This is a genomic window from Flavobacterium sp. N502540 (genome assembly GCF_025947365.1).
In the GTDB taxonomy this organism is placed as follows: domain Bacteria; phylum Bacteroidota; class Bacteroidia; order Flavobacteriales; family Flavobacteriaceae; genus Flavobacterium.
Genome location: NZ_CP110012.1, coordinates 4,812,337 through 4,833,301, shown reverse-complemented (window position 1 = coordinate 4,833,301; position 20,965 = coordinate 4,812,337). Strand labels below are relative to the sequence as shown.

The window sequence follows — 20,965 nt, the reverse complement described above, 5'->3', positions numbered from 1 at the left end:
GGAAACCTGAAACCTGAAACTTGAAACCTGAAACCTGAAACCTGAAACAACAAACCATAAACCAAAAACAAATAAAAACACAAACATGAAAGAGAAGTATGATTTAATAATTGTCGGGTCAGGAGTTCTGGGCACATTTCACGCCTACCATGCCCTGAAAAAAGGAATGTCGGTTGCCATTCTGGAAAAAAACAGTAAACCCGAAGGCGCGACCGTTAGAAATTTTGGACAGGTTGTACCGTCCGGAATGGATCGAAAATGGCAGAATTTTGGAAAAGAAAGTTTAAAGATTTATAAAGATATTCAATCGCAGTTTGAGATCAATCTTCGTCAGAACGGAACTGTTTATCTGGCTTCAAATGAAGAAGAATTGCAATTGATTGAAGAACTCCATCAGATTAATATTTCGAATGATTACGAATCTAATTTGCTGACCAAAGAGCAATGTCTGAATAAATATGACGGTTTACGTGCTGACTATTGTAAAGGAGGATTGTTTTTTCCGCAGGAAGTTACCGTTGAACCATCCACAATGATTCATAAATTGCATCAGTTTATGACAGCCAATCTTGGACTTGATTTGTTTGTAAACACTACGGTTGTAGAAACCCAGGACCTAAACGATGAAGTAATAGCAAGAACTGCTGCAGGTGAAATATACAAAGCTTCAAAAATTATTATTTGTAACGGAAGTGATTTCAAAATATTATATCCTGAGATTTACAACAACAGCGATCTGATTGTTTCTAAACTACAGATGCTGCAGACGAAACCTCAGAATAATTACAGACTGGACGGCTCTATTTTAACGGGATTGACGATCAGAAGATATGAATCGTTTGAAGAATGTAAATCGTATCAGGCCATCAAAGCAAAAGAAAATCCGGATAGTTTTGAGAAGAAGTACGGCGTTCATATCCTGTTCAAGCAAGCCCTTGACGGTTCAGTGATTTTAGGAGATTCTCATGAGTATGCTCCCGCAAAAGATATTGATTCTTTGGGATTTGATCTAAATATGGACATTGATCATTTTATGATTGAAGAAGCCAAAAAGATAATCGATTTGCCTACTTATGAAATCCAAAACAGATGGTTTGGAATGTACTCGCAATGCAAGACCAAAGATATTTTCGAATACACTGTTGACCAAAATATTCACATTATAACCGGAATAGGAGGAAAGGGCATGACGGGAAGCGCAGGATTTGCCAAACACAATATTGATATGATTTTTAATGCATAGGGATTGTGAGTTATGAGTTATGAGTTATGAGTTATGTGTTATGAGGAAAATTATTCATCATAGTTTATAATCTACATTTATGGTGCTTTCTAGAGCAATAAACAATAGATTTTAGACCATCAACCATTAACCACCAACCAAAAACTATAAATTTTTTAAAATAAATATACAAAATGAAAATTAATGAAATTGAAATGGTTGTTTTTGACATGGCAGGAACAACAATTAATGAGCAAAACATAGTTTACAAAACATTGCATAAATCTATCAATAACTTCGGGATCGGGGTTTCTCTGGAATTGGTACTGTCATTAGGAGCGGGAAAAGAAAAACATCAGGCGATTAGGGATATTTTAGAATACAATAACATCACAGACGGGAATAAATCAGATGTAATATTCGAATATTTTAAAGAAACACTGGACAATGAATATTTTTCAGCTTCCGTTTTACCTATTGAAGGTGTCGAAAATGTTTTTGAAAATTTAAAAAAGGATGGTGTAAAAGTGGTACTAAACACAGGCTACAGCAGTCACGTTGCGAATACCTTATTAGAAAAACTGAACTGGAAGGAAGGAAACCAATTCGATGCCTTAATCACCGCTGATGATGTAGTGCTGGGACGTCCATTTCCGGATATGATATACAAAGCCATGCAATTATTTGCGATTACAGACGCTTCAAAAGTACTAAAAGCGGGAGATTCTGCGATAGATATTGAAGAAGGTAAAAATGCCAAATGCGGTGTAACTATTGGTGTTTTATCCGGCGCACAAACCAGACAGCAGCTTGAAGCAGCCCAACCGGATTATATATTAAATTCGCTGGCATCACTTTATAGTGTTATGAAGTGAGGTGTTTGATGTGAATAATGTTAGAAGCAAGAAGCAAGAGGCAAGAAGCAAGAAGCAAGAAGTGAGATGTGAGAAGTAAGATGTGAGAAGTAACAATTAACAATTAACCATTATCAATTAATAATTAGTAAAAATAATATCCCTGCAGGAAAAGTTTCAAACAAGTAAATAAATAGTAACCATAAAACAATTCAACCCAATGAAAAAGATTTTTAGATTAAGTTACATTACAATTCTTGCAAGTGTGCTTTTAGTCACTTCCTGTACCAACGATCCAGCGCTTGCGAAAGACGAACAGGCAGTAAATGCTAAAACGAACTCTAAAACCGGCAAATCTGCTTTAAGCAGTGGCACCAGAAAATTGCTTATTATAGGAATCGACGGCTGTCGTGGAGATGCCCTAATGGGAGCCAATACTCCTAATGTTCATGCTTTATTACCCAATGCGGTTTACAGTTTAGATGCATTGACCGAAGCACCGACGTGGAGTGGAAACGGCTGGTCGACGATGCTTACCGGCGTGACTCATTTGAAACATGGCGTAACCGATAATTCATTTTCGAGTCCGAATTTTACCTCGTATCCTAGTTTTTTAAAAAGACTTGAAACGTATAATTCGGCTTTAAAAACTATGTCAATCGTGCATTGGGCACCGATCAATACCTACATTGTGGATGGGATTGATGTAGAGAAAACGCTCACTACCGATTTGGCTGTTAAAAATGAAGTGGTAGCAGCACTTACAAACGACAATCCGGATGCCTTGTTTTTGCATTTTGATGATGTGGATCATGCAGGACACAGCTACGGATTTTCGCTTAATGTGCCACAATACAAATCTTCAATCGAAACCACAGACGGTTACATAGGTGAAATCTTAACGGCTTTAAAGAACAGACCTAATTATGCCAATGAAGACTGGCTGGTTGTGGTAGCGCCGGATCACGGAGGGATTGTTACAGGTTCCAGCGGATCTCATGGCGGAAGTTCTTACGAAGAACGAAACATCTTTACCATTTTCAACAATAAAAACTTTACGTCGACTAAAATCGAAAAACCGGTGGATCCCACTACAACGATAACGGGTAAGTTTGTCAATTTTAATTCCAATTCTATTTATGCTTCAACAGCCAATGCACTTTACAATTTCGGAACTTCGAGTTTTACAGTGGAATGCCGAGTAAAAACATCAGGATATAGCAGTGATCCTTCGCTGGTTTCGAATAAAAACTGGGTGAGTGGTAAAAACCGAGGTTTTGTCATCTGTGCCAATACCGGAGGAACATGGAAGGTAAATATTGGGGACACTCAAAGTCGTGTGGATATTTCTGGTGGGACAATCAATGATGGGAAATGGCATCACTTGACACTTGTAGTAGACCGTACAGCCAAATTGGTTAAAACGTATCAGGACGGTGCTTTTGTGGGGCAGGCTGCTATTGGCGCCAGTTTCGGAAGTCTGACTTCTGGACTGCCTTTTGCGATAGGACAGGACGGAACGCTCACCTATGGTGCCAATGTAAACGGAAATATTGCTGAGGTGCGCGTATGGAACAAAGCCTTATCGGAAGCTTCGATTTTAAATTATACCTGTTCTTCAGTTACGGTTTCACATCCGGATTACTCCAATCTTATTGGATATTGGAAAGGAGATAACGGATCAGGAAACAGTTTTACCGATTCAAGCGTTCAGCAGGTAAATCTTGCTTTTCCAAATACTCCAACATGGATAAACAGTACAGCCTCTTTAAAATGTGGTACTGCAACAGGAGCAGTTCCAAAGATGGTAGATATCGCCTATTCTTCATTGCAATGGTTTGGTGTACCCATCAATACAAGCTGGTCATTAGACGGCCGTTCATGGCTTCCGGCAGCGAATTAAAAATTTGTGTTTTTTGTTTTTTAAAGGGTTATCTTCTTTTTTGAAGGTAGCCTTTTTGATTTAATTTTGGTTTAGAGGCTAACCGCAGAGTACGCTAAGATACTACGCAAAGTTCGCAAAGGTTTTTTTTCTCATTTTGTGTCATTTCGATCGAAGAGAGAAATCGCATTAGAAACTCGACACAGAATGTCGCCAATCTTTTTCGAATCCCACGTGTGATTTGCTTCGCCTGTTCACTGTCCTTCGAGTCCCCCTTCGGTCGATATTGACAAGCTTAGTAGTTATTTAATCGTAAAGTTCTATCTATAGAGCTTTGCGAACCTTATCTTTTTTAAAAGGTCTAACCTGTAAAAAACTTTGCGATCCTTGCGGTAAAAAAATGGTTAAGTTTAGCTATTACTCTCAGAATAAAAGTAAAGTACCAGCATTACACAGTTTTCTGTTGTTCGGTTTTGGGGAACGTGCGGATGCCTTCCGTTAAAACATAGTGAATCGCCTTCATTGACAACCACTTCTGCATCATCAATAATATAAGTCACACTTCCTTTAATGATGTATTTGAACTCCCAGGCATCTGTAATTACTTTTTCGCGTTTACAGTTTGGTTCCACGTCAAGAATTACAGCTTCAAAACCAATAGAATTAATGCTTTTACTGAAAATATGATAATAGTTAAAACCGGTAGTTTCGGCACGGTCCTCTTTTTCTATCTTTTGATAATCTTCTTTTTTAATATGAATGTACTTCGCATTCTTGGTATTTTCAACGCCTTCAAAAAAATAACTCACATCCGTATTTAAGGATTGTATCAATTCAATCAAAACGGGTAGGGAAGGAATTGTTCTTCCATTTTCAATTCTGGAAATCAAACCGTTGCTAACTCCGGCTCTGTTGGCTACTTCGTGTATGGTTAATGCATTTTTCTTCCTGATCTCTTTTAATCTCTTTCCAATACCAATTAAAAAATCTTCCATAATAAAACTTCGGTTTAATATGGTAAATATAACACAATTAGCGGGTGAGTTGCAAAAGAAGAGAAGTCTTAGTGTGAACTTTTGTATTTTTTATAGTTAGGATTATGGCACACGGATGATATGGATTCGCTAGGCGAAGACGCGGATCTGCACGGATTTTTTTTGTTTTGTCCGGGATAGGATTATTTTATTACGATAACGTATTTTATTCTTCTAAAAATCCGTTTTCATCAGCGTTTTCGTGAAACGAATCCGCTTACTTTTTTTAGTGCCACTTAAAAACAAAAAAGAAGCTTTTTAAAATAGGGAAGAAATCAATTCACAGTGACATTTCTACCCTTTGCTTTTTTAATGAGGTTGAGAGAATCCCTGATTAACGATTTTATTTCTAGTGATGGAGCTTTGCGAATTTCATGTCTGTTTTGAATTGGGCCCTCTATATCCATTTTAGCAGCCTGTAAATGGGCTTCGAACGCTCTGAGCACCTGATTTTCGATAGTTGAATGTTTCTTGTAGTAATAGATTGCATTGTGCAAATCCTCTATATGGCCTGTAAAATCTAAGATTGCTCTTTTGGATACCGCCCGATTGTAGTAAATAGAAAACTCTAAAGGATCAGTTTCAATGGCTTTGTCGAAATCCTCAATGGCATTATAATGGTAATCCAGTTTTTGAAGACAAGTTCCTCTTAAGGCATAAACCCCCTGATCAAATCCGGAATTGATCGCACAGTTTAAATGCAGCAGGGCATCCTGAAACCGGTTCGACAAATAAAACTGTCTGCCCTTTTCCAGATGAAGAGAACCATCATTAGAAACGGGTTTTGAAAGTCTTTCCGTAAACTTTTTTATTACTAAAGTGTTGAACCATTTCATGCTTTTGAGATTTTAGCCAACAGATTAAACAAGTCGTAAAAAGATTTATTAGAAATGGGGGACTAAATTTAAGTAAATTTTTGAAATATAGCAACTTACGATTGTTTTTATTTCGAAAAACAGAGTAAAAGTATCCTAATTACCCAACAGGTAAGAAAATTTTTCCAAAGAAATACAACAACTGAATATAGCGATTTGTTTCGTCAAAAAACTACTTTTTCTTTCTACCGAGCCAAATTATTAGTCCTGTAATAGGTAATGTCGCAGCAAAAAGACAAACCAAAAAAGCAATTATTTTAGTGGTTAATCCATAAACACTTCCGGTATGAATAGGATACATCAAACGTTTCAGTTTGTCACCGTTTGAATAGGATTTGTAAGGTCTGTTTTCAATATTTTCCGCTGTATACTTATCAAAATAAGCCGAGCTGGATTGATGTGGAATGATTCTTCCCAGATCTTCCTTCAGAACCGTAATACTATTGATTGTATCCACCGGCATTCTAATTTGGATATTTCCGGTATAAGGAAAAATACTATCGGTCTTATTGTAAATGCTTTGATAAAAAGCGGTATTGTTGAGCTTAGGGTCTATTTTTGTCGGATTCTCTACTTTTAAGGATACTTTTTTACCAGTAGTTCCATCGGCCAGTAAATAAAGACCATTTTGAAACCAGTCAAAGGCGAAGGAAAGACCAGTTAGCGAAATAATAAGTAAAGCTAAAAAGCTGTAAAAGCCAAAAGTAGAATGAAAATCCCAATTGATTCTTTTGAAAGAACCGCTCCATTTTACCTTTAGTCGCTGTTTTAAATTTTTAATTTTTTTCGGCCACCATAACACCATACCTGTGATCAGCATGAGAACAAAAATAATACAGGAAGATCCCATAATAAGCTGACCGGCATCCCCCATTAGCAATTGTCTGTGGAGTGAAAGTACTACTACAAAAAATCGGCTTTCCTGAGGTGTTGTGGCGAGCACTTTTCCGGTATAAGGATCAATAGAAAAAAACTGTGCCTTTTTATCGGCATCCTTTGCCAGAATTTGGAAGGTACGCGAAGGATCATTGAAGGTATAAATTCGGGTGATTTTTTTGATGCCGTATTGTTTCTGAAGAACGTCTGTACAATAATCAATCGTTTTTTTGGTAGTCCCTACAGATGAAACCTGATAGTATTGAGGATGTAAGAATGAGTCAATTTCTTTTTCAAAAACTAAAATACTGCCGGTTAAGGCCGCAATAAAAACGATTAAACCTGAGCCAAGTCCCAGCCATAAATGTATTTGTCTGACCGTTTTTTTTATTCCTTTCTTCATTTAGTAGCGTATTTGGTTTTATTGGCACTCTGGTTCACACCGTAATGGTGTCATTTTCTGTTAGAATTAAACTTGAATCCGCAGAAAATGCGTCGCAAATTTATACTTATTTAGACTAAATCTTTATTTTTTGGATAAAAAAAAGAGCCGTAAAGCCTCAAAAATGCTCATTTATTAACTTTTGAATGGAGTAATCTTAAACTTTGAGAGGAGAAAACTTACAGATTGATTTTGAATCGTTTTATGGCATTCGTACAATTTTTTAAGCTGTTGCTATTGTAATATTGCTTTTTTATCAAAAAGCTGGTTTATTTTCTGACAAAGCCGAATGAATTATTTAAAATTCTATAGAATAAATCGAAATAATACTTGTTAAACAATTATTAATCTTTACTTTTGCGCTGTTTTTATTAATTCTAAATAAGAATAAAAATCACTAACCAAAAATTAAAATCAATGAAATATCTTAGTTTAAGAACATCAAAGTTTTTATTTATTATCAGCCTCTTATTTTCAGTCTTTTCTTCTTTTGCACAACAAAATGGTGGAAAAATTAAAGGACAAATCACAACCTCTGATGGAAAATCGGCTTCGGGAGTTATTATTACACTTAAAAATTCAAAATATAAAACCATTTCAAATAGCGATGGCAGCTTTAGACTGAACAAAATTGTAGAGAATATTTATACACTGCAAGCGTCATTATCGGGCTACGAAACGATCGAACAGGAAGTTACGGTTGCAAACAATGAAACTGCCAATGTGACTTTGCAATTGAAATTTAATGGTAAAGAAACCAGCACTTCTTCAGAAAATGGTGACCAACTGGATGAAATTATCGTTTCGGCGAGCAGAAAGGTGGAAACCTTATCGAAAACACCTTCTTCGGTAACCGTGATCAATGCTAAAGACATTGAGGATCTATCGATTGTGAGTCCAAATATAGCCAATATTGTGGCATTTGCGGTTCCGGGTTTGGGGTCGGGTACAAACAATACAGGGAATTACGGTCAGACACTTCGCGGAAGAAATCCCTTAGTTTTGATTGATGGAATTCCGCAATCGACGCCATTGAAATCTGCAGGACGTGAACTGCGTTCTATAGATCCTTCGGTAATTGAACGTATAGAAGTCATTAAAGGAGCGACTGCTATTTATGGAAATGGTGCTGATGGAGGTTTGATTAATTATATCACCAAGTCGGGTAAAACTCAGAAGAAATTTGCCGGATACAGTGAAGCTGGAACTAACGGAAATATAAAAGGTGACAGCACATTGGGATACCGATTCAATCAGCAGTTTTATGGAAAAATCAGTAAGTTCAACTATATGGTAGGTGGAACTTATGAAAAAACGGGTGTTTTTCGTGATGGAGGAGGGAAGGTTATTTCTCCAGAATACGGATTAGGAGAAACTAAAACGTATAATGTGTTTACCAAAGTAGGTTACGATTTAACTGCTAAGCAAAGAATTGACTTCATGTACAATTACTTCAGTTCGAATCAGGATTCGGATTTTATCCTTAAAAATGGAGTATACGGAGTAAGCCCGGCAATTGGAGTATTGGGTAACAGACCTGGCGTAGATGAAGGAAATCGTTACAATCATAACGCTAATCTTCAGTATGTAAACAAAGGAATTTTTGGAAGCACTTCACTTACAGCCAACTTGTATTTTCAGGATTTCCTGACGGCATTTTCTAACTCTACTTTTTTCTATGGAAGTGGACAATCACAAACGGCATCTACCAAAAAAGGGTTAAGAGTGTATTTGAATTCTCCTTTTGTAATTTCGTCAAACTTCACGGGTGATGTGACTTACGGATTCGATTTATTGAACGATAAAACGAATCAAAAACTGGTTGACGGACGTGTTTGGGTTCCGAACATCGATATGGTCAATCTGGCACCTTATGCACAGTTATCAACACAACTGTTTGGTGATTGGAATGTAAAAGCAGGTTTGCGTGCAGAAAACATTAAAATCAATATCGACGATTATAATACTCTTGCTACCGGTGCAAATGGAGCGGGAAGTATCGCTGTAAAAGGCGGTGAGCTTAATTATGATGCTTTTGTTTTTAACACAGGTATTCGATACTCAAGATTTAAATTCTTCAATCCGTTTGTGAGTTTTTCTCAGGCTTTTTCTGTATTTGATTTAGGAAGGGTTTTAACCAATGCAAAACAGGATGCCATCTCTAAGTTAGAGACAGAACCAATTATCGTCAACAACTATGAAGGAGGTTTTAGCAGTCAGTTAGGAAAATTCAATTTAAGTGCTTCTTATTATTTGAGTACATCAAAATTAGGAACCAATTTGATTCAGGTGGACGGATTTTTAGTAGCAGAACGTTTGCCGGAAAGAGTTTGGGGATATGAAGTTCAGGCCGATTACCAAATTCTTAAGGAATTGACAGTAGGTGGTAACTATGCAAATGTACAGGGAAGAGGTGATAAAGATTCTGACGGGAACTTTTACGGGCCAACCGATATTTATTTGAAATCAAACCGAATTCCTCCGGTTAAAATTGCGGGTTACGCAAAGTATGGCGGTAAAAGATTAAATGTTGAATTGTACTGGATGTATGTTGGTGATCGTGATGTTTTTAAACCAAATGCCAAAGGAGCTTATGCAATTGGCGAAGGACCAATTCATTCTTTCAATTTATGGAATCTGGCATCTGCTTATAAAGTAACGGACAGCATCCGTGTTAAACTTGGAATTGAAAATATATTCAATACAGATTATTATCCAACGACTTCTCAATTTTATGGTACAAATGCCAATTATACAAGAGGAAACGGTACCAGATTTAACTTGGCGCTGGGATATAGCTTCTAAAAGATAGCTTTTGAACAATAGTTATTATTTTGTTTTTTTATTTAAAGGTTCCTGACGCGGTTTTGTCAGGAACCTTTTTTTGTTTTGGAAGGATATAAAAAAGTCACAGTTTACAGTTTACAGTCTCAGTAATCAGTAAACACTGAAACTGTATACTACGACTGTAAACTGAAAACTGCGACTGAAAACCTATAAAGCTCCTTCTAATTTTATTTAAAGGTTCCTGACGCGGTTTTGTCAGGAGACTTTTTTGTTTTGGAAGGATAAAAAAAGTCACAGTTTACAGTTTACAGTCTCAGTAATCAGTAAACACTGAAACTGTAAACTGAAAACTGTAAACTGAAAACTGAAAACTGTGACTGAAAACTGCGACTGAAAACTTATAAAGCTCCTTCTAATTCCAGTGATTCCTTAAGCAAAGGATAGTTTACTTTTCCGTTTGGTGTAAGTGGAACGTCTTCTATATGCATCACTTTTAAAGAACTGGCATGAAGATTTAGTTTAGCTTTTAGCACTTTCAGAATTAATTCTTTGTTCAGATTTTCGTCGGTGTACATTACGGCCAGGTGTTTATCGTTTATTCCGAGACAGATAAACGTTTGTCCACCCAATGCATCTTTCAGCAACAATTCTGTTTCGTCAAGATTGAGACGTACTCCGAACAATTTTACGATTCGTTTGATTCGGCCTACAATATAGTAGTAACCTTCTTCGTCTTGTCGGGCCTTGTCTCCAGTGTGGAGTCTTTCCTGTTCCTCATAAAACTGAAGATCAGCTCTCACATTGGCATAACCGCCATAAACATTGGGACCAATATAAATCAGTTCCTCTGTTTCGTTATCAATCTCAAAACGTCCATTTTTAACGGGTAAGCCGATAGAAGTTCCTTTTCGCAACAGATCTTTCGGAGGCAGATAAGCCATACGGCCCGAAGCTTCTGTTTGACCATACTGTGCAAAGAATTGCTTGCCGAATTTCTCACTAAAAACTGAAATTGCTTCGATTAGTTTGTGATTCAGCATTCCGCCCGTATGGGTCAGGTAACGTAAGGAAGGATGATCTTTCTTGAAAAATCCAATACTGTACAGCATCTCATAGAAGTACGGAACTCCACCTAAGGTAGAGTATCCGTAGTTTTTGAAATCGGCCCAGAATTCTTTTTGAAAAGCATCTTTATCCGTACAAACAATCTGACTGGCTTTGATACAATTGGTGGTAAAAATCGACAAGCCATACACAAAATTGATCGGCACATTTAAAGGTACTACATCATCTGGTCGGATAGGCATATATTCCATAATCGATTTTGCATTGTGTACCAGGTTTTCATCAGAAAGCCTAACAAATTTAGGCGATCCTGTAGTTCCGGAAGTACTTAGCAAAAGTTTTATTTTGGCATGTATCGGGTAAATTAAATTTACGTTTCGTTTAAACAATACTATTGTTTCTGACGCATTTACAGCTGTGTAGCCTTCTATTTCAGTTCGCGTAGGGTCGTAAATATAATAAGGAGTATATTTCTGTTCCAGATTTTCCTTAAAATTTTCAAGTAACCCCATTCCTAACAAAGCAATCGTAAACCTGCTCTGGTAAAAATTTAAAAGCGTTTCAATAGCCGGTAACTGATTGTCATTGTAAATAAAAACAACTGAACGGATGTTTTCGATTTCCAGTGACTGATCCATTTCTGCAATAGTTTTTGAAACTCCGGTACTGGCGTCAGTAAAAGTCAGTTTTTCATTTTTTCTGATTAAATCGTATAGTTCCATAAGTTTAGTGGTCTATTCTAATTGATTTCAAATCCGTATTTTTTTAAGATGTCTTTAATTTTTGCTACACTTCCCATCTCCAGAATGTCTTCCATTTCGATCGAGATTTTGTAAGTACTTTCAAGTTCTTCTACTAATACCAAATGACTCATTGAATCCCATTCGGCTATAGCCTGATATTCCAGTCCGTCGTTTACTGCCTCAACAGGAATTTCAAAAGCTCTTGCAAATACTCCGTGTAATTGTTCTATTGTACTCATTGTTTTATTATTTAATATTAAATTGATATTCTTATTTATTGTTTAATGTTTTGTTATGTAATTCATATGCAATAGATATGACGCTCCTTCCGAGCTTTCGCAAAAAAAACATTCTAAATGCTATAAATATGTCGCTCCTTTGGAGCTTTTTATAAATGTTAATCTCATCGGAATGTAATTCTATAGATATGGGGCTCCTTTGGAGCTTTTGCAAAAAATGCGTTATAAATTCTATAAATATGATGCTCCTTTGGAGCTTTTTATAAATGTTAAGCCTCATCGGGGCAAAATATTTATAGAAATTGATAAACATCGTTTCAATAAACCCCAACGGGGTGACATATTTTGAACCGGTTTAGTTTTAAACCTTAGTATGTTTCCATTTTCCTTTTCGGAAGACGACGATACAAGCCACGGCCAATATAATTTCTGAAACAAGGATGGCCGTAAAAACACCATTGGAACCCAGGTCAAAAGTAATTCCCAGAGCATAGGCAAGCGGAATCTGTATGACATAGAACATCAGGATGTATAGCCACGTCACCACTTTTACTTCACCGGCCGCATTAAGAGCTCTTGAAATCACCATCGTATAACCTAATAATATGTAGGCTATAGAAATTAGATGAATGTACATGGTACTAAAAGAGATCACCTCAGGAATATCAGTAAAGATTTTTATGACCGGAACAGCTAGGAATATCCAGGAAATTCCAATTAAAACCAGAAATCCCATGTTTAACATTCCCGCTCTCCAAACCGATTTTTCGGCACGATCAGGCTGTTTCGCTCCCAGATTTTGTCCGGTTAAGATTCCTGCGGCGTTTCCAAGACCCCAGGCCGGCATCGTAGCAATCGAAGTGACTCTTTGTGCCAGAATGTATCCGGCAAGAGCACTTTCGCCAAAATGCGACATGATTTTAATCATGAACACCCAGCTTGATGCCGGAATGATGAATTGTACGGTACCGCCAAAAGCCAGTTTCAGTACTCTTTTGAAAATAGCAAGATTAAAGACCATTTGTGCCAGACCAATTTTTAACATGGTTTTGGCCCTTATCAGATACCAGGCCTGGTACAGCACTCCAATTACTCTGGCAATTAAAGTTGCCAGTCCAACTCCCAATAAACCGTATGCCGGAACAGGACCCCAGCCATAAATAAATACCGGACACAGTATAATGTTCAACGCATTGGATAACCACAGTATTCTCATAGCAGTCGAAGCGTCTCCAACACCTCGGAAGATCCCATTTACGACGATTCTAAGAATCAAAAATCCGCTGGAAGCAAACATGACGATGCCGTAAGTTCTTCCTTCCTTAACCATAGCATCAGAAAGTCCCATGGCACTCATAATATCGGTGGTCCAGATGGTGCAGACAATACTAATCAGGGCAGCAATGGGTACTGTAGCATAAATCACCTGCATGGTGGTCTGACCTGCCGCTTTGAATTTTTTCTCGCCAATTCTTCTGGAAATCATCGCTGAAGCCGCTATCCCCAAACCAATGGAAACGGAGTAACAAAAGGTGATGAAAGTAGTGGTAGCTCCTGCGATTGAAATTGCATTCGTACCCAATCGGCTAACAAAGAACAGATTGGAACATACAAATAGTGATTCCATCAGAAGCTCAATCACCATTGGAACTGACAGTAAAAGAATGGTTTTGTTAATGCTGCCCGAAGTGAAGTTCTTTTCACTTCCGGCAAGAGAACGCCTTAACAGACCAAAGAAGGAGCGTGTTTTTAAAAGTGCTTCTTTCATTAGTTTTCTTTTGCCGTTACTATTTCTTCATTGATTAACTGATGTAACGGATTCGGTACAAAACCGCTTTTCTTCATGTGTGGAAATCCTGCCGTTTCTTCATAACCATTATACAAACGTCGGCTATTGAAGATAAGACGTTTGAATTCAGGTATAAACATATTGTACTTGTCGAAGATTTCCTGAAGCTCAGGATGTTCTGCCTGATATTCGATGATAATATCGTAAACACAATTCCAGAATTCCTTCTCTGTATAGTTAGCGTTTGTAATCATAACGTGACTCAGGTATCTGAAGAAGGCATCAAAAATGGCGATAAGTATCGTTAACGGTGCATTTTCCGGATTTGGAGAGGCATTAAACAAGTTATCAATAAATTCCTGTGGCAATTTTTTCTTTGCTTCTTCATTAATTAAAATATCTCCCACAAAATCCTGCAAGGCAATACGTGTTGGCACATAATCTTTTAAAATCAGAATCACATTTTGTCCATGTGGATCGATAGATAACGAATGCTGGTAATAAATCTGAAGCACGGGCTTAAGATACGCAGTCATATAAGCTTTGAGCCATTGTTCTGTAGAAAGACCTGATTTTTCTATAAGTTCTTGTACAAGACTTTTCCCGGTGTTGTCTACATATAATAATGCCGCCATCGTCATTAAATTCTCTCCTTCTCTAAGGGAATTTATAGGGCTTTCGCGCCACATAGCACCCAGATATTCATTGTACTGGTAAGGGGGATTGTCAATTTTACTGTAACTAGGGTGGGCATAGGTAACCGAAACGACTTCGCCTAAAAGTACAACTCCCATTTTTTGCAAGTGCTCGTCTTGTTTTAGAACATTTTTCAGATACTCTGTCAAACGTGGCGCTATCAATAATTGTTTAGGAGACAAACCTCTGACATGGCTGGTGTTTAAAATAGACATTGATGTTTTTACATAATGTTTATGAGGTGCACTTTCGTTGAAAAAAGTACGGATGCTTTGTTGAGGGCTGTAAATGTCTTCGGTTAACTCTAATGGGATAAGATGTTTGGAAGCAATATCATTAGAAAATTGCATCACAAGTTTATTTTGCCATTGCCATACATGCACTGGAATAAAAACATAATCATACGGATCTACATTCAATGCCTCTAACTTGTTTCTAAAGGCATCCAGTTTTTCTTTACCAATTTCATTTTCATAAAAATCCTGATCGTCCACATTGGTCTGTAAACGCAGATTAGCTCTGTTTTTATGAGCAGCAATCCAAATTAAACGTGTTCTTTGATCAGACTCGGGATTGTATTTCGTATAATCTTCCGAGTCAAAACCAATACGCCCTTTGTTTACAATTACCCACGGGTGGCCATCAAGACTGTGTTCGATCGTTTGAAAATCAGCATCGGCTAATTCGGCGGCAGGCACACGGCGGTTTGACTGAATGTAAGCATCAGCATATAAGGTGTGCAGTAACTCTTCGATATAATGGGCCAGGGTAAAAGAGTTGATGCCAAAAGTTTCCTGAAGTTCGATAAAGAAATTTGGGACATCGATATGATCTAATTTTACTTCATGCTCAACTTTACAAAGGCTGTCTTTAACGATATGCCAATAGTTAAGAAACCTCGGATAAGCCGAAAAAGTATAGTAAATACTCTCTGTGTCGGTTTCTAATCTGAAATGAGTAAGACCATCTTCGTCTTTAGCGGTTATTTGAGGGTTTGCAACGTCTTCACGCATCAATTCCGAAATACTTTTAGCGAGTAAGTTTCGATTGACCTGATTCCAAATATCGGCATTGAGGTGCTGAGCGTCTTTAAAGGTATTTTCTGGGGTTATCATCTGAGTTGATTTTTAGTATGATCTAATGGTTTACTTGCTCGTTTACTAATTCCATAACATTCGCTGATGAAAATTCAGGAGTTGCTCTTTGTACCCCGAATTGTTGAAAAGCAATGCGTTTTTCAACCTTATACACTTCACGATTAGCGATTTGGTTAATGATGTACGAATTTCGATAAGCACCCATTCCTAAGTCCGGAGTCGAAAGTCCATGCGTATGTAATTCAGCATTCTGAACAAAAATATCCGTACCGTTTTTGTCAATAGTATAATTACGATGTACTTTGAATAAGCCATTTTCCAGTCGGCCAATTTTGTCCTGAATTCCTGAAAGAATAGCAGGTTCTTTGTATTTGTAACCCGTTGCCAGAATCACATAATCGGTTTGATCCTCGAAAGGCTGCTCCAGTTCTGTTTGTACAAAATCAAGTAAATGCGAACCATCTGTATCTTCTTTTACCGAAGTCAGGCGCATGTTAGAGCGTAATTCCACATTTAGTGGCGTATCTTCTAAGCTCATCTCGTACAAGCTGTCGAAAATCTCGTTAATCAATTCGTGATCAATCCCTTTGTATAGCCCGTGCTGACTGTCTAAAAGCTGTTTTCTTTTTTGTGCCGAAAGACTGTGAAAATGATCTACATATTCCGGAGAAGTCAGCTCCAAAGTCAGCTTAGATTTATTGTCAAGCGGGAAGAAGTGTGACGAACGGGTAAACCATTTCAATTGCAATCCGTCTTCCGTATCCGGTAAAAGATCACGGAATACCTCAGCAGCACTTTGTCCTGAACCAATGATTGTTACCGACGCATTTTTCTGAATCTGAGGTTTGAAATATAAATATTGAGAGGCATGAATCACATTTGGAAGAGCTTCGGTGTCAATAAAATCAGGGACATGTGGTGAAGTTCCCGTACCCAAAACTATTTTATGCGTATAATAAACAGTCGTAACACAGGTCTGAGTATGGATCACCGTAACTTTGTACACATCATCAACAGGGTCAATTGAAATCACCTTGTGCGAAAATTTAAGGTTGCTTAACTGAGCCGCCGCCCATTTGCAATATTCATTGTACTCTCTTCTGTAGATAAAGAAATTTTCACGGATGTAAAATTTATAAGCACGTCCGCTTTGTTTGATGTAATTTAAGAAGCTGTATTTATTCGTTGGATCGGCCATTGTAACCAAATCGGCTAAGAACGGAACCTGTAAAGTGGCATTGTTTAACATTAAACCCGGGTGCCAGTCAAAGCCTTCCGACTGATCAAAAAACAGTGCAGGTAAATCTTCAATGGGTTCGATAAGTGCGGCAAGTCCAAGGTTGAAAGGACCAATTCCAATTCCGATTACCGAATATATTTTTTCTGTATTCATTGTGGTTATTTTATGAATTAAACTTGTGAGGCTGAAACGATTTTTTTTTGAAACTCTTCGGCAGCCGGGAATTTAGCCCAGTACCATTCTCTGTAGCAGAAGTTCAGATTGGCTTTTTTATGAGGCATTTCGATTACTTTTTGAATTTTAAATCCAACGTGGGCTTTGTTCATCATCGAAGCGATAGAATCTACAGAACCTTCACCTACCATTTTGCCTACTTTTGATTCGCTCAATACAAAATCCATCATAGATTGTGTTGCCGGAGAACCGTATTTTAGTTTCGGATCTGTTGGTGCGATAAACTGGTGCGTTCCATAATCAGACGGAAGTACGTCATAGTATTCTCCCACAATGTCACGGCTCGCCCAATACACTTCGATATTAAAAGTAGGAACACCATTAGCCTCTCCAATATAACTGTGCGAATGACCACCCGGAAGCAGCGTACGGTAAAACACCTCCAAATCGCGAATTGGCCAGTTCATCTGCCAGATTTTCAAAGCATGTTCGCGGTGAAACCACTCGTGAAGCATCTCCAAATCTTTGTCTACATCTACCGGACGCAAAGTGATTGTTACATTTTCTTTCTCAAAATAACGGCTGAAAACAGTAGTGTTTGCTTTTGGCTGAATTAGTTTTTTAGAGAAAAAGTGTCTGTTTAAAGGATTTGGAAAAGTTTTGTACACCGCCGGATTGGTTCTTGGCGCACTGGCTTCATCCATATTGTTTAAACTGGTTAGTAAATTTCCTTTTACGATTAATTTGACACTTTCGGTGAAATGAGAGACTAAACCTGTAACATCTGATTCTCCTTCTTTTTTGATCGCTTCGTAAATCAGGTTAAGCAGCGTATTTTCGTCGGCAAGTTTGTTTTTACCCAAAGCGCTCACAATTCCAAGCAAGTGATTGATTAAGAAATAATACCCCCAGAAATCAATAATTCTTTTTTCGGCAATAAAAGAACGGCTGTCTTTACCAAATTCCGGAATCAAACGTTCCAGTTCTTCTACCTGTCCCTGACGGAAAAAGTATCCCTGATTGTCTCTGAAATAGAATTTTGAAGGGAAAAGATTTTCATCGAATTCAACCATTACATTCTGTTGGTGAAATTCTGAACCAAATCCATATTTGTTGAAAATACCAATTAAAGGCGTAAGGCTAATATTCAGGTATTGTTTGAACCATGCAATAGCGGTGTCTGCTACTGTTAAGTCTTGTCTTTTGGCCGATTCTTCAATCAGAGTTACGATTCTTGGCAGTTCAGTCAAAATGTTATCCTGTGTCAAAGAAGCTACCAGAGTCACGTTTTTATTGGCGTTGGCTCCATGAAAAGGATTTTGACGAATGCTGGTACTGAAACCGTCAATAATTTGATCTTCATAAACCACTGTAATGAACGCAGGATCAGTAATAAGCTGAATTTGTGGGTAATCTTTTTGAATGCCTTTTCCCCAATCTGTTTTCATCAACTGCGCTGCATCATAACCACGGTTAAGTTCGTGTAGGTAATTGACACGGAAGGAATTGGTGATTTTTACATGCAAAGAGAATTTATACATCCATTCACTGTCGGCATTGTAAACGGTACGAACAGATGAGGTCGCTGCATAAGAAGGTCCAAATTGCCCCAAACTGAAAAGAAGCTGTTTAGACTGCATTTCTTTAACCTCTTTTTGCTCCAATAAATAAGTCGCTTCCCAAGGGTGAACTGGTACTATTTTGTATTGCGAATAGAAATCCAGTAATTCTTTGGCATTTTTATCAGCAAATTGCGAAACCTCTTTTCTCAAATAATCGGTGATCAAATAGTCTTCGGCACTTTTTTCGGCTACATTTTCCGGGTGAATCAGGAAATAGTGGAGCGGGAATTGTCCTTGGGTTTCAGGAGAATATTGAACCAATTCGTCCTTTGTAAATCCTTCTCTGCTTTTTGGCAACGGATGTACAGTATGTCCCAGGATTAAAGATTGTTCAGAAGCTATAAAGGACTGTTCCGGATTGTTGGCTGTACGGTCACTGTTTTTGTAATGCTCCAGATAAAGTGCCAGATTCTCGATGCTGTTTTGCATGCGTTTTTGCGTAGGAACGGGATCAATATCAGGGTTTTCTGTTTTAGAATAAGCAGCAACAAGTTCCGTAAATTCGATTGGATTTATTTCCCTGAATGTATCTGTTGCAATAGTGCGTGACACTACAGGAAATCCGAAAGCATGTACGCCACTTTCAGAAAAATAAACCAAGGGAGCAAAAACTTCCTGACCAATAGCAGTGAAGTCAAATTTAAGAAAAGAGCTATGGTCGATAGTTTTCATGAATTCGGCCAAAGCAGGGTCGTATTTCGGAACACCTTCGTATTGGATCCAATTGCTAAATTCTCTGCAATAGCAGTTGAGCAGGGATTTGTAGTTTACTTGTTCTGCCAGTTGGTAAAAATTAGTTGAGTCTGTGGTATTCATCTCCGTTTTGTTTTATGAGGTTAAGAATGTTTTTAATATCATTTAGGGTGGTAAGAGGATTTAAAATGGTGAATTTCAGGTAGAATTCTCCATTTACTTTGGTGCTGGCTACCAGTACTTCTCCGCCATAGAAAAGCTTCTCTTTGATGTATTTGTTGACGTCACAAGAGTTTGATTCAACGGGTCCGTCCAGATAGCGGAACAATAAAATACCAATATCAGAGTGGCATAACAGTTCAAAATTCGGATCGGCTTCAATGTAGGCAGCGGTTTGTTGAGTGATTTCTATTAAGGCTTCAGTAAATTGTCCAAGTTTTTTCTTACCCATATAACGAAGCGTAAACCAAAGTTTCAAAGCATCAAAACGGCGTGTAGTCTGAACAATCGATTTATTAACCTGAGCCGGAAGCACATCGTAGTTTTGTTCTTTTGGGTTCAGGTAATCAGCATGATGCTTGATTATGTTGAGGTGAAGTTTGTCTTTTACAATAAAAGCACTGCTGCTCACTGGTTGGAAGAACGATTTGTGGTAGTCGATGGTTACAGAATCGGCAAGTTCGATACCGTTTAATAAATACCTTTGTTTCTCTGTCAGTAATAATCCACATCCATAAGCAGCATCTACGTGAAGCCATAAATTATAGCGGTTGGCAATATCGGCAATGGTTTTTAGAGGATCAACATTACCGAAATCGGTGGTACCTGCTGTTGCGGTAATCGCAATTGGAATGTTTCCTCTTCTAATTTCGTCTGCAATTGCTTTTTCCAGTTTTTCAGGATCCATACGGTATCTTTTATCAACGCCGACGTTTACGATTGCCTGTTCTCCAAGACCTAGAATCCAGGTAGTTTTATGATTGCTGAAATGCGCCTTGTCCGAAACAAAAATTCTGTATTTATGTGCATCAGGAGGAAGACCTTCCAATTTGATATTCCATTTCTGATACTGCAAAGCATAATAATCTCTTGCCAAAAGCAGCCCCATTAAATTACTTTGAGAGCCTCCCGCTGTAAAAACACCATCACCCTGAGTATAGCCAATCTGCTCGCTGGTCCAGTCAATCAGTTTTCTTTCGATAAAAGTTCCACCGGCGCTTTGGTCGTAAGTATCTTGTGAGGAGTTGATGGCACTGATCAGAATTTCGGCAGCTAGTGCCGGAATAACAACCGGACAGTTTAAGTGTGCAATATATTCCGGAAGGTGGAAGGCTGTAGCATGGTTAACATATAGCTCGTCTACTTCGTTCAGCAGACTTTCGTAATCGGGTAGTGGAGTGTCAAAATCTATCTCTTCAACTTTGGCTCTGATTTCTTCAGGTTTGATTCCGCTGAAAGGTTTTTTATTATTTTTTAGGAAATTCGAAACGCGTTCCTGTGCTAATTTCATGGCCTGAGCGTATTCTGTTCCGGAGTTTTGATGGAAAATATCTTTATAAAAATTCTGGTCCGACTGGACTCCTTTTTCGGTGACTTCTGTACGAATCAATGTGGTATTCATAAAATAGTTGTTTT

At 37.9% G+C, this 20,965-nt stretch carries 14 protein-coding genes; 4 read left to right on the top strand and 10 right to left on the bottom strand.

All coding sequences use genetic code 11. The annotated features are described in order from the left end of the window. The first annotated feature begins 85 nt into the window (after positions 1-85). The 3 genes from OLM58_RS20145 (at position 86) to OLM58_RS20135 (ending at position 3,979) form a co-directional block, all read left to right on the top strand. Positions 86-1,243: a TIGR03364 family FAD-dependent oxidoreductase gene (locus OLM58_RS20145; protein WP_264530357.1), complete on the top strand. Its 1,158-nt coding sequence runs from the start codon at positions 86-88 to the stop codon at positions 1,241-1,243. A gap of 173 nt (positions 1,244-1,416) precedes the next feature. Beyond that, positions 1,417-2,097, top strand: a complete 681-nt coding sequence (locus tag OLM58_RS20140; protein WP_264530356.1) for a phosphonatase-like hydrolase — start codon at positions 1,417-1,419, stop codon at positions 2,095-2,097. Positions 2,098-2,296: 199 nt separating this feature from the next. Beyond that, on the top strand, positions 2,297-3,979 hold the full coding sequence (locus OLM58_RS20135) for a DUF4983 domain-containing protein (RefSeq protein WP_264530355.1): 1,683 nt from the start codon (positions 2,297-2,299) through the stop codon (positions 3,977-3,979). 389 nt (positions 3,980-4,368) lie between these two features. Here OLM58_RS20135 and OLM58_RS20130 read toward each other — a convergent pair whose 3' ends face one another. The 3 genes from OLM58_RS20130 to OLM58_RS20120 all read right to left on the bottom strand — a co-directional run bounded on the left by OLM58_RS20130 (position 4,369) and on the right by OLM58_RS20120 (position 7,146). After that, complete coding sequence (locus tag OLM58_RS20130; protein ID WP_017495688.1) at positions 4,369-4,953, bottom strand: helix-turn-helix domain-containing protein; 585 nt, start codon at positions 4,951-4,953, stop codon at positions 4,369-4,371. A gap of 314 nt (positions 4,954-5,267) precedes the next feature. Further along, positions 5,268-5,828 (bottom strand): hypothetical protein, encoded by a 561-nt coding sequence (locus OLM58_RS20125; protein ID WP_264530354.1) that lies wholly within the window; start codon positions 5,826-5,828, stop codon positions 5,268-5,270. 211 nt (positions 5,829-6,039) lie between these two features. Beyond that, a complete protein-coding gene (locus OLM58_RS20120) occupies positions 6,040-7,146 on the bottom strand; it encodes a PepSY-associated TM helix domain-containing protein (protein WP_264530353.1) in 1,107 nt (368 codons plus the stop codon). 456 nt (positions 7,147-7,602) lie between these two features. On the opposite strand from OLM58_RS20120, the gene OLM58_RS22100 reads away from it, so the two are divergent. Continuing rightward, the gene (locus tag OLM58_RS22100) at positions 7,603-9,990 is read left to right on the top strand and encodes a TonB-dependent receptor (protein ID WP_319802355.1); all 2,388 of its coding nucleotides are present in this window, start codon (positions 7,603-7,605) and stop codon (positions 9,988-9,990) included. A 380-nt stretch (positions 9,991-10,370) separates the two neighbouring features. On the opposite strand, the gene OLM58_RS20100 is transcribed toward OLM58_RS22100, so the two are convergent. The 7 genes from OLM58_RS20100 to OLM58_RS20070 all read right to left on the bottom strand — a co-directional run bounded on the left by OLM58_RS20100 (position 10,371) and on the right by OLM58_RS20070 (position 20,951). After that, positions 10,371-11,759 carry an AMP-binding protein gene (locus OLM58_RS20100; RefSeq protein WP_264530352.1) on the bottom strand — a complete coding sequence of 463 codons (1,389 nt, stop codon included), beginning with the start codon at positions 11,757-11,759 and terminating at the stop codon, positions 10,371-10,373. A gap of 17 nt (positions 11,760-11,776) precedes the next feature. Next, positions 11,777-12,019, bottom strand: a complete 243-nt coding sequence (locus tag OLM58_RS20095; protein ID WP_173964189.1) for an acyl carrier protein — start codon at positions 12,017-12,019, stop codon at positions 11,777-11,779. Positions 12,020-12,380: 361 nt separating this feature from the next. Beyond that, the gene (locus OLM58_RS20090) at positions 12,381-13,787 is read right to left on the bottom strand and encodes an MATE family efflux transporter (protein WP_264530351.1); all 1,407 of its coding nucleotides are present in this window, start codon (positions 13,785-13,787) and stop codon (positions 12,381-12,383) included. Further along, positions 13,787-15,619, bottom strand: coding sequence for an IucA/IucC family protein (locus OLM58_RS20085; protein WP_264530350.1), 1,833 nt, complete (start codon positions 15,617-15,619; stop codon positions 13,787-13,789). Before OLM58_RS20085 ends, OLM58_RS20090 begins: the two co-directional genes overlap by 1 nt. Before the next feature lie 22 nt (positions 15,620-15,641). Beyond that, positions 15,642-16,994, bottom strand: coding sequence for a lysine N(6)-hydroxylase/L-ornithine N(5)-oxygenase family protein (locus tag OLM58_RS20080; RefSeq protein WP_264530349.1), 1,353 nt, complete (start codon positions 16,992-16,994; stop codon positions 15,642-15,644). A gap of 17 nt (positions 16,995-17,011) precedes the next feature. After that, positions 17,012-19,453: a GNAT family N-acetyltransferase gene (locus tag OLM58_RS20075; RefSeq protein ID WP_264530348.1), complete on the bottom strand. Its 2,442-nt coding sequence runs from the start codon at positions 19,451-19,453 to the stop codon at positions 17,012-17,014. Continuing rightward, positions 19,431-20,951 (bottom strand): pyridoxal phosphate-dependent decarboxylase family protein, encoded by a 1,521-nt coding sequence (locus OLM58_RS20070; RefSeq protein WP_264530347.1) that lies wholly within the window; start codon positions 20,949-20,951, stop codon positions 19,431-19,433. The genes OLM58_RS20075 and OLM58_RS20070 overlap by 23 nt, the downstream gene beginning before the upstream one ends. Between the last annotated feature and the right edge of the window lie 14 nt (positions 20,952-20,965).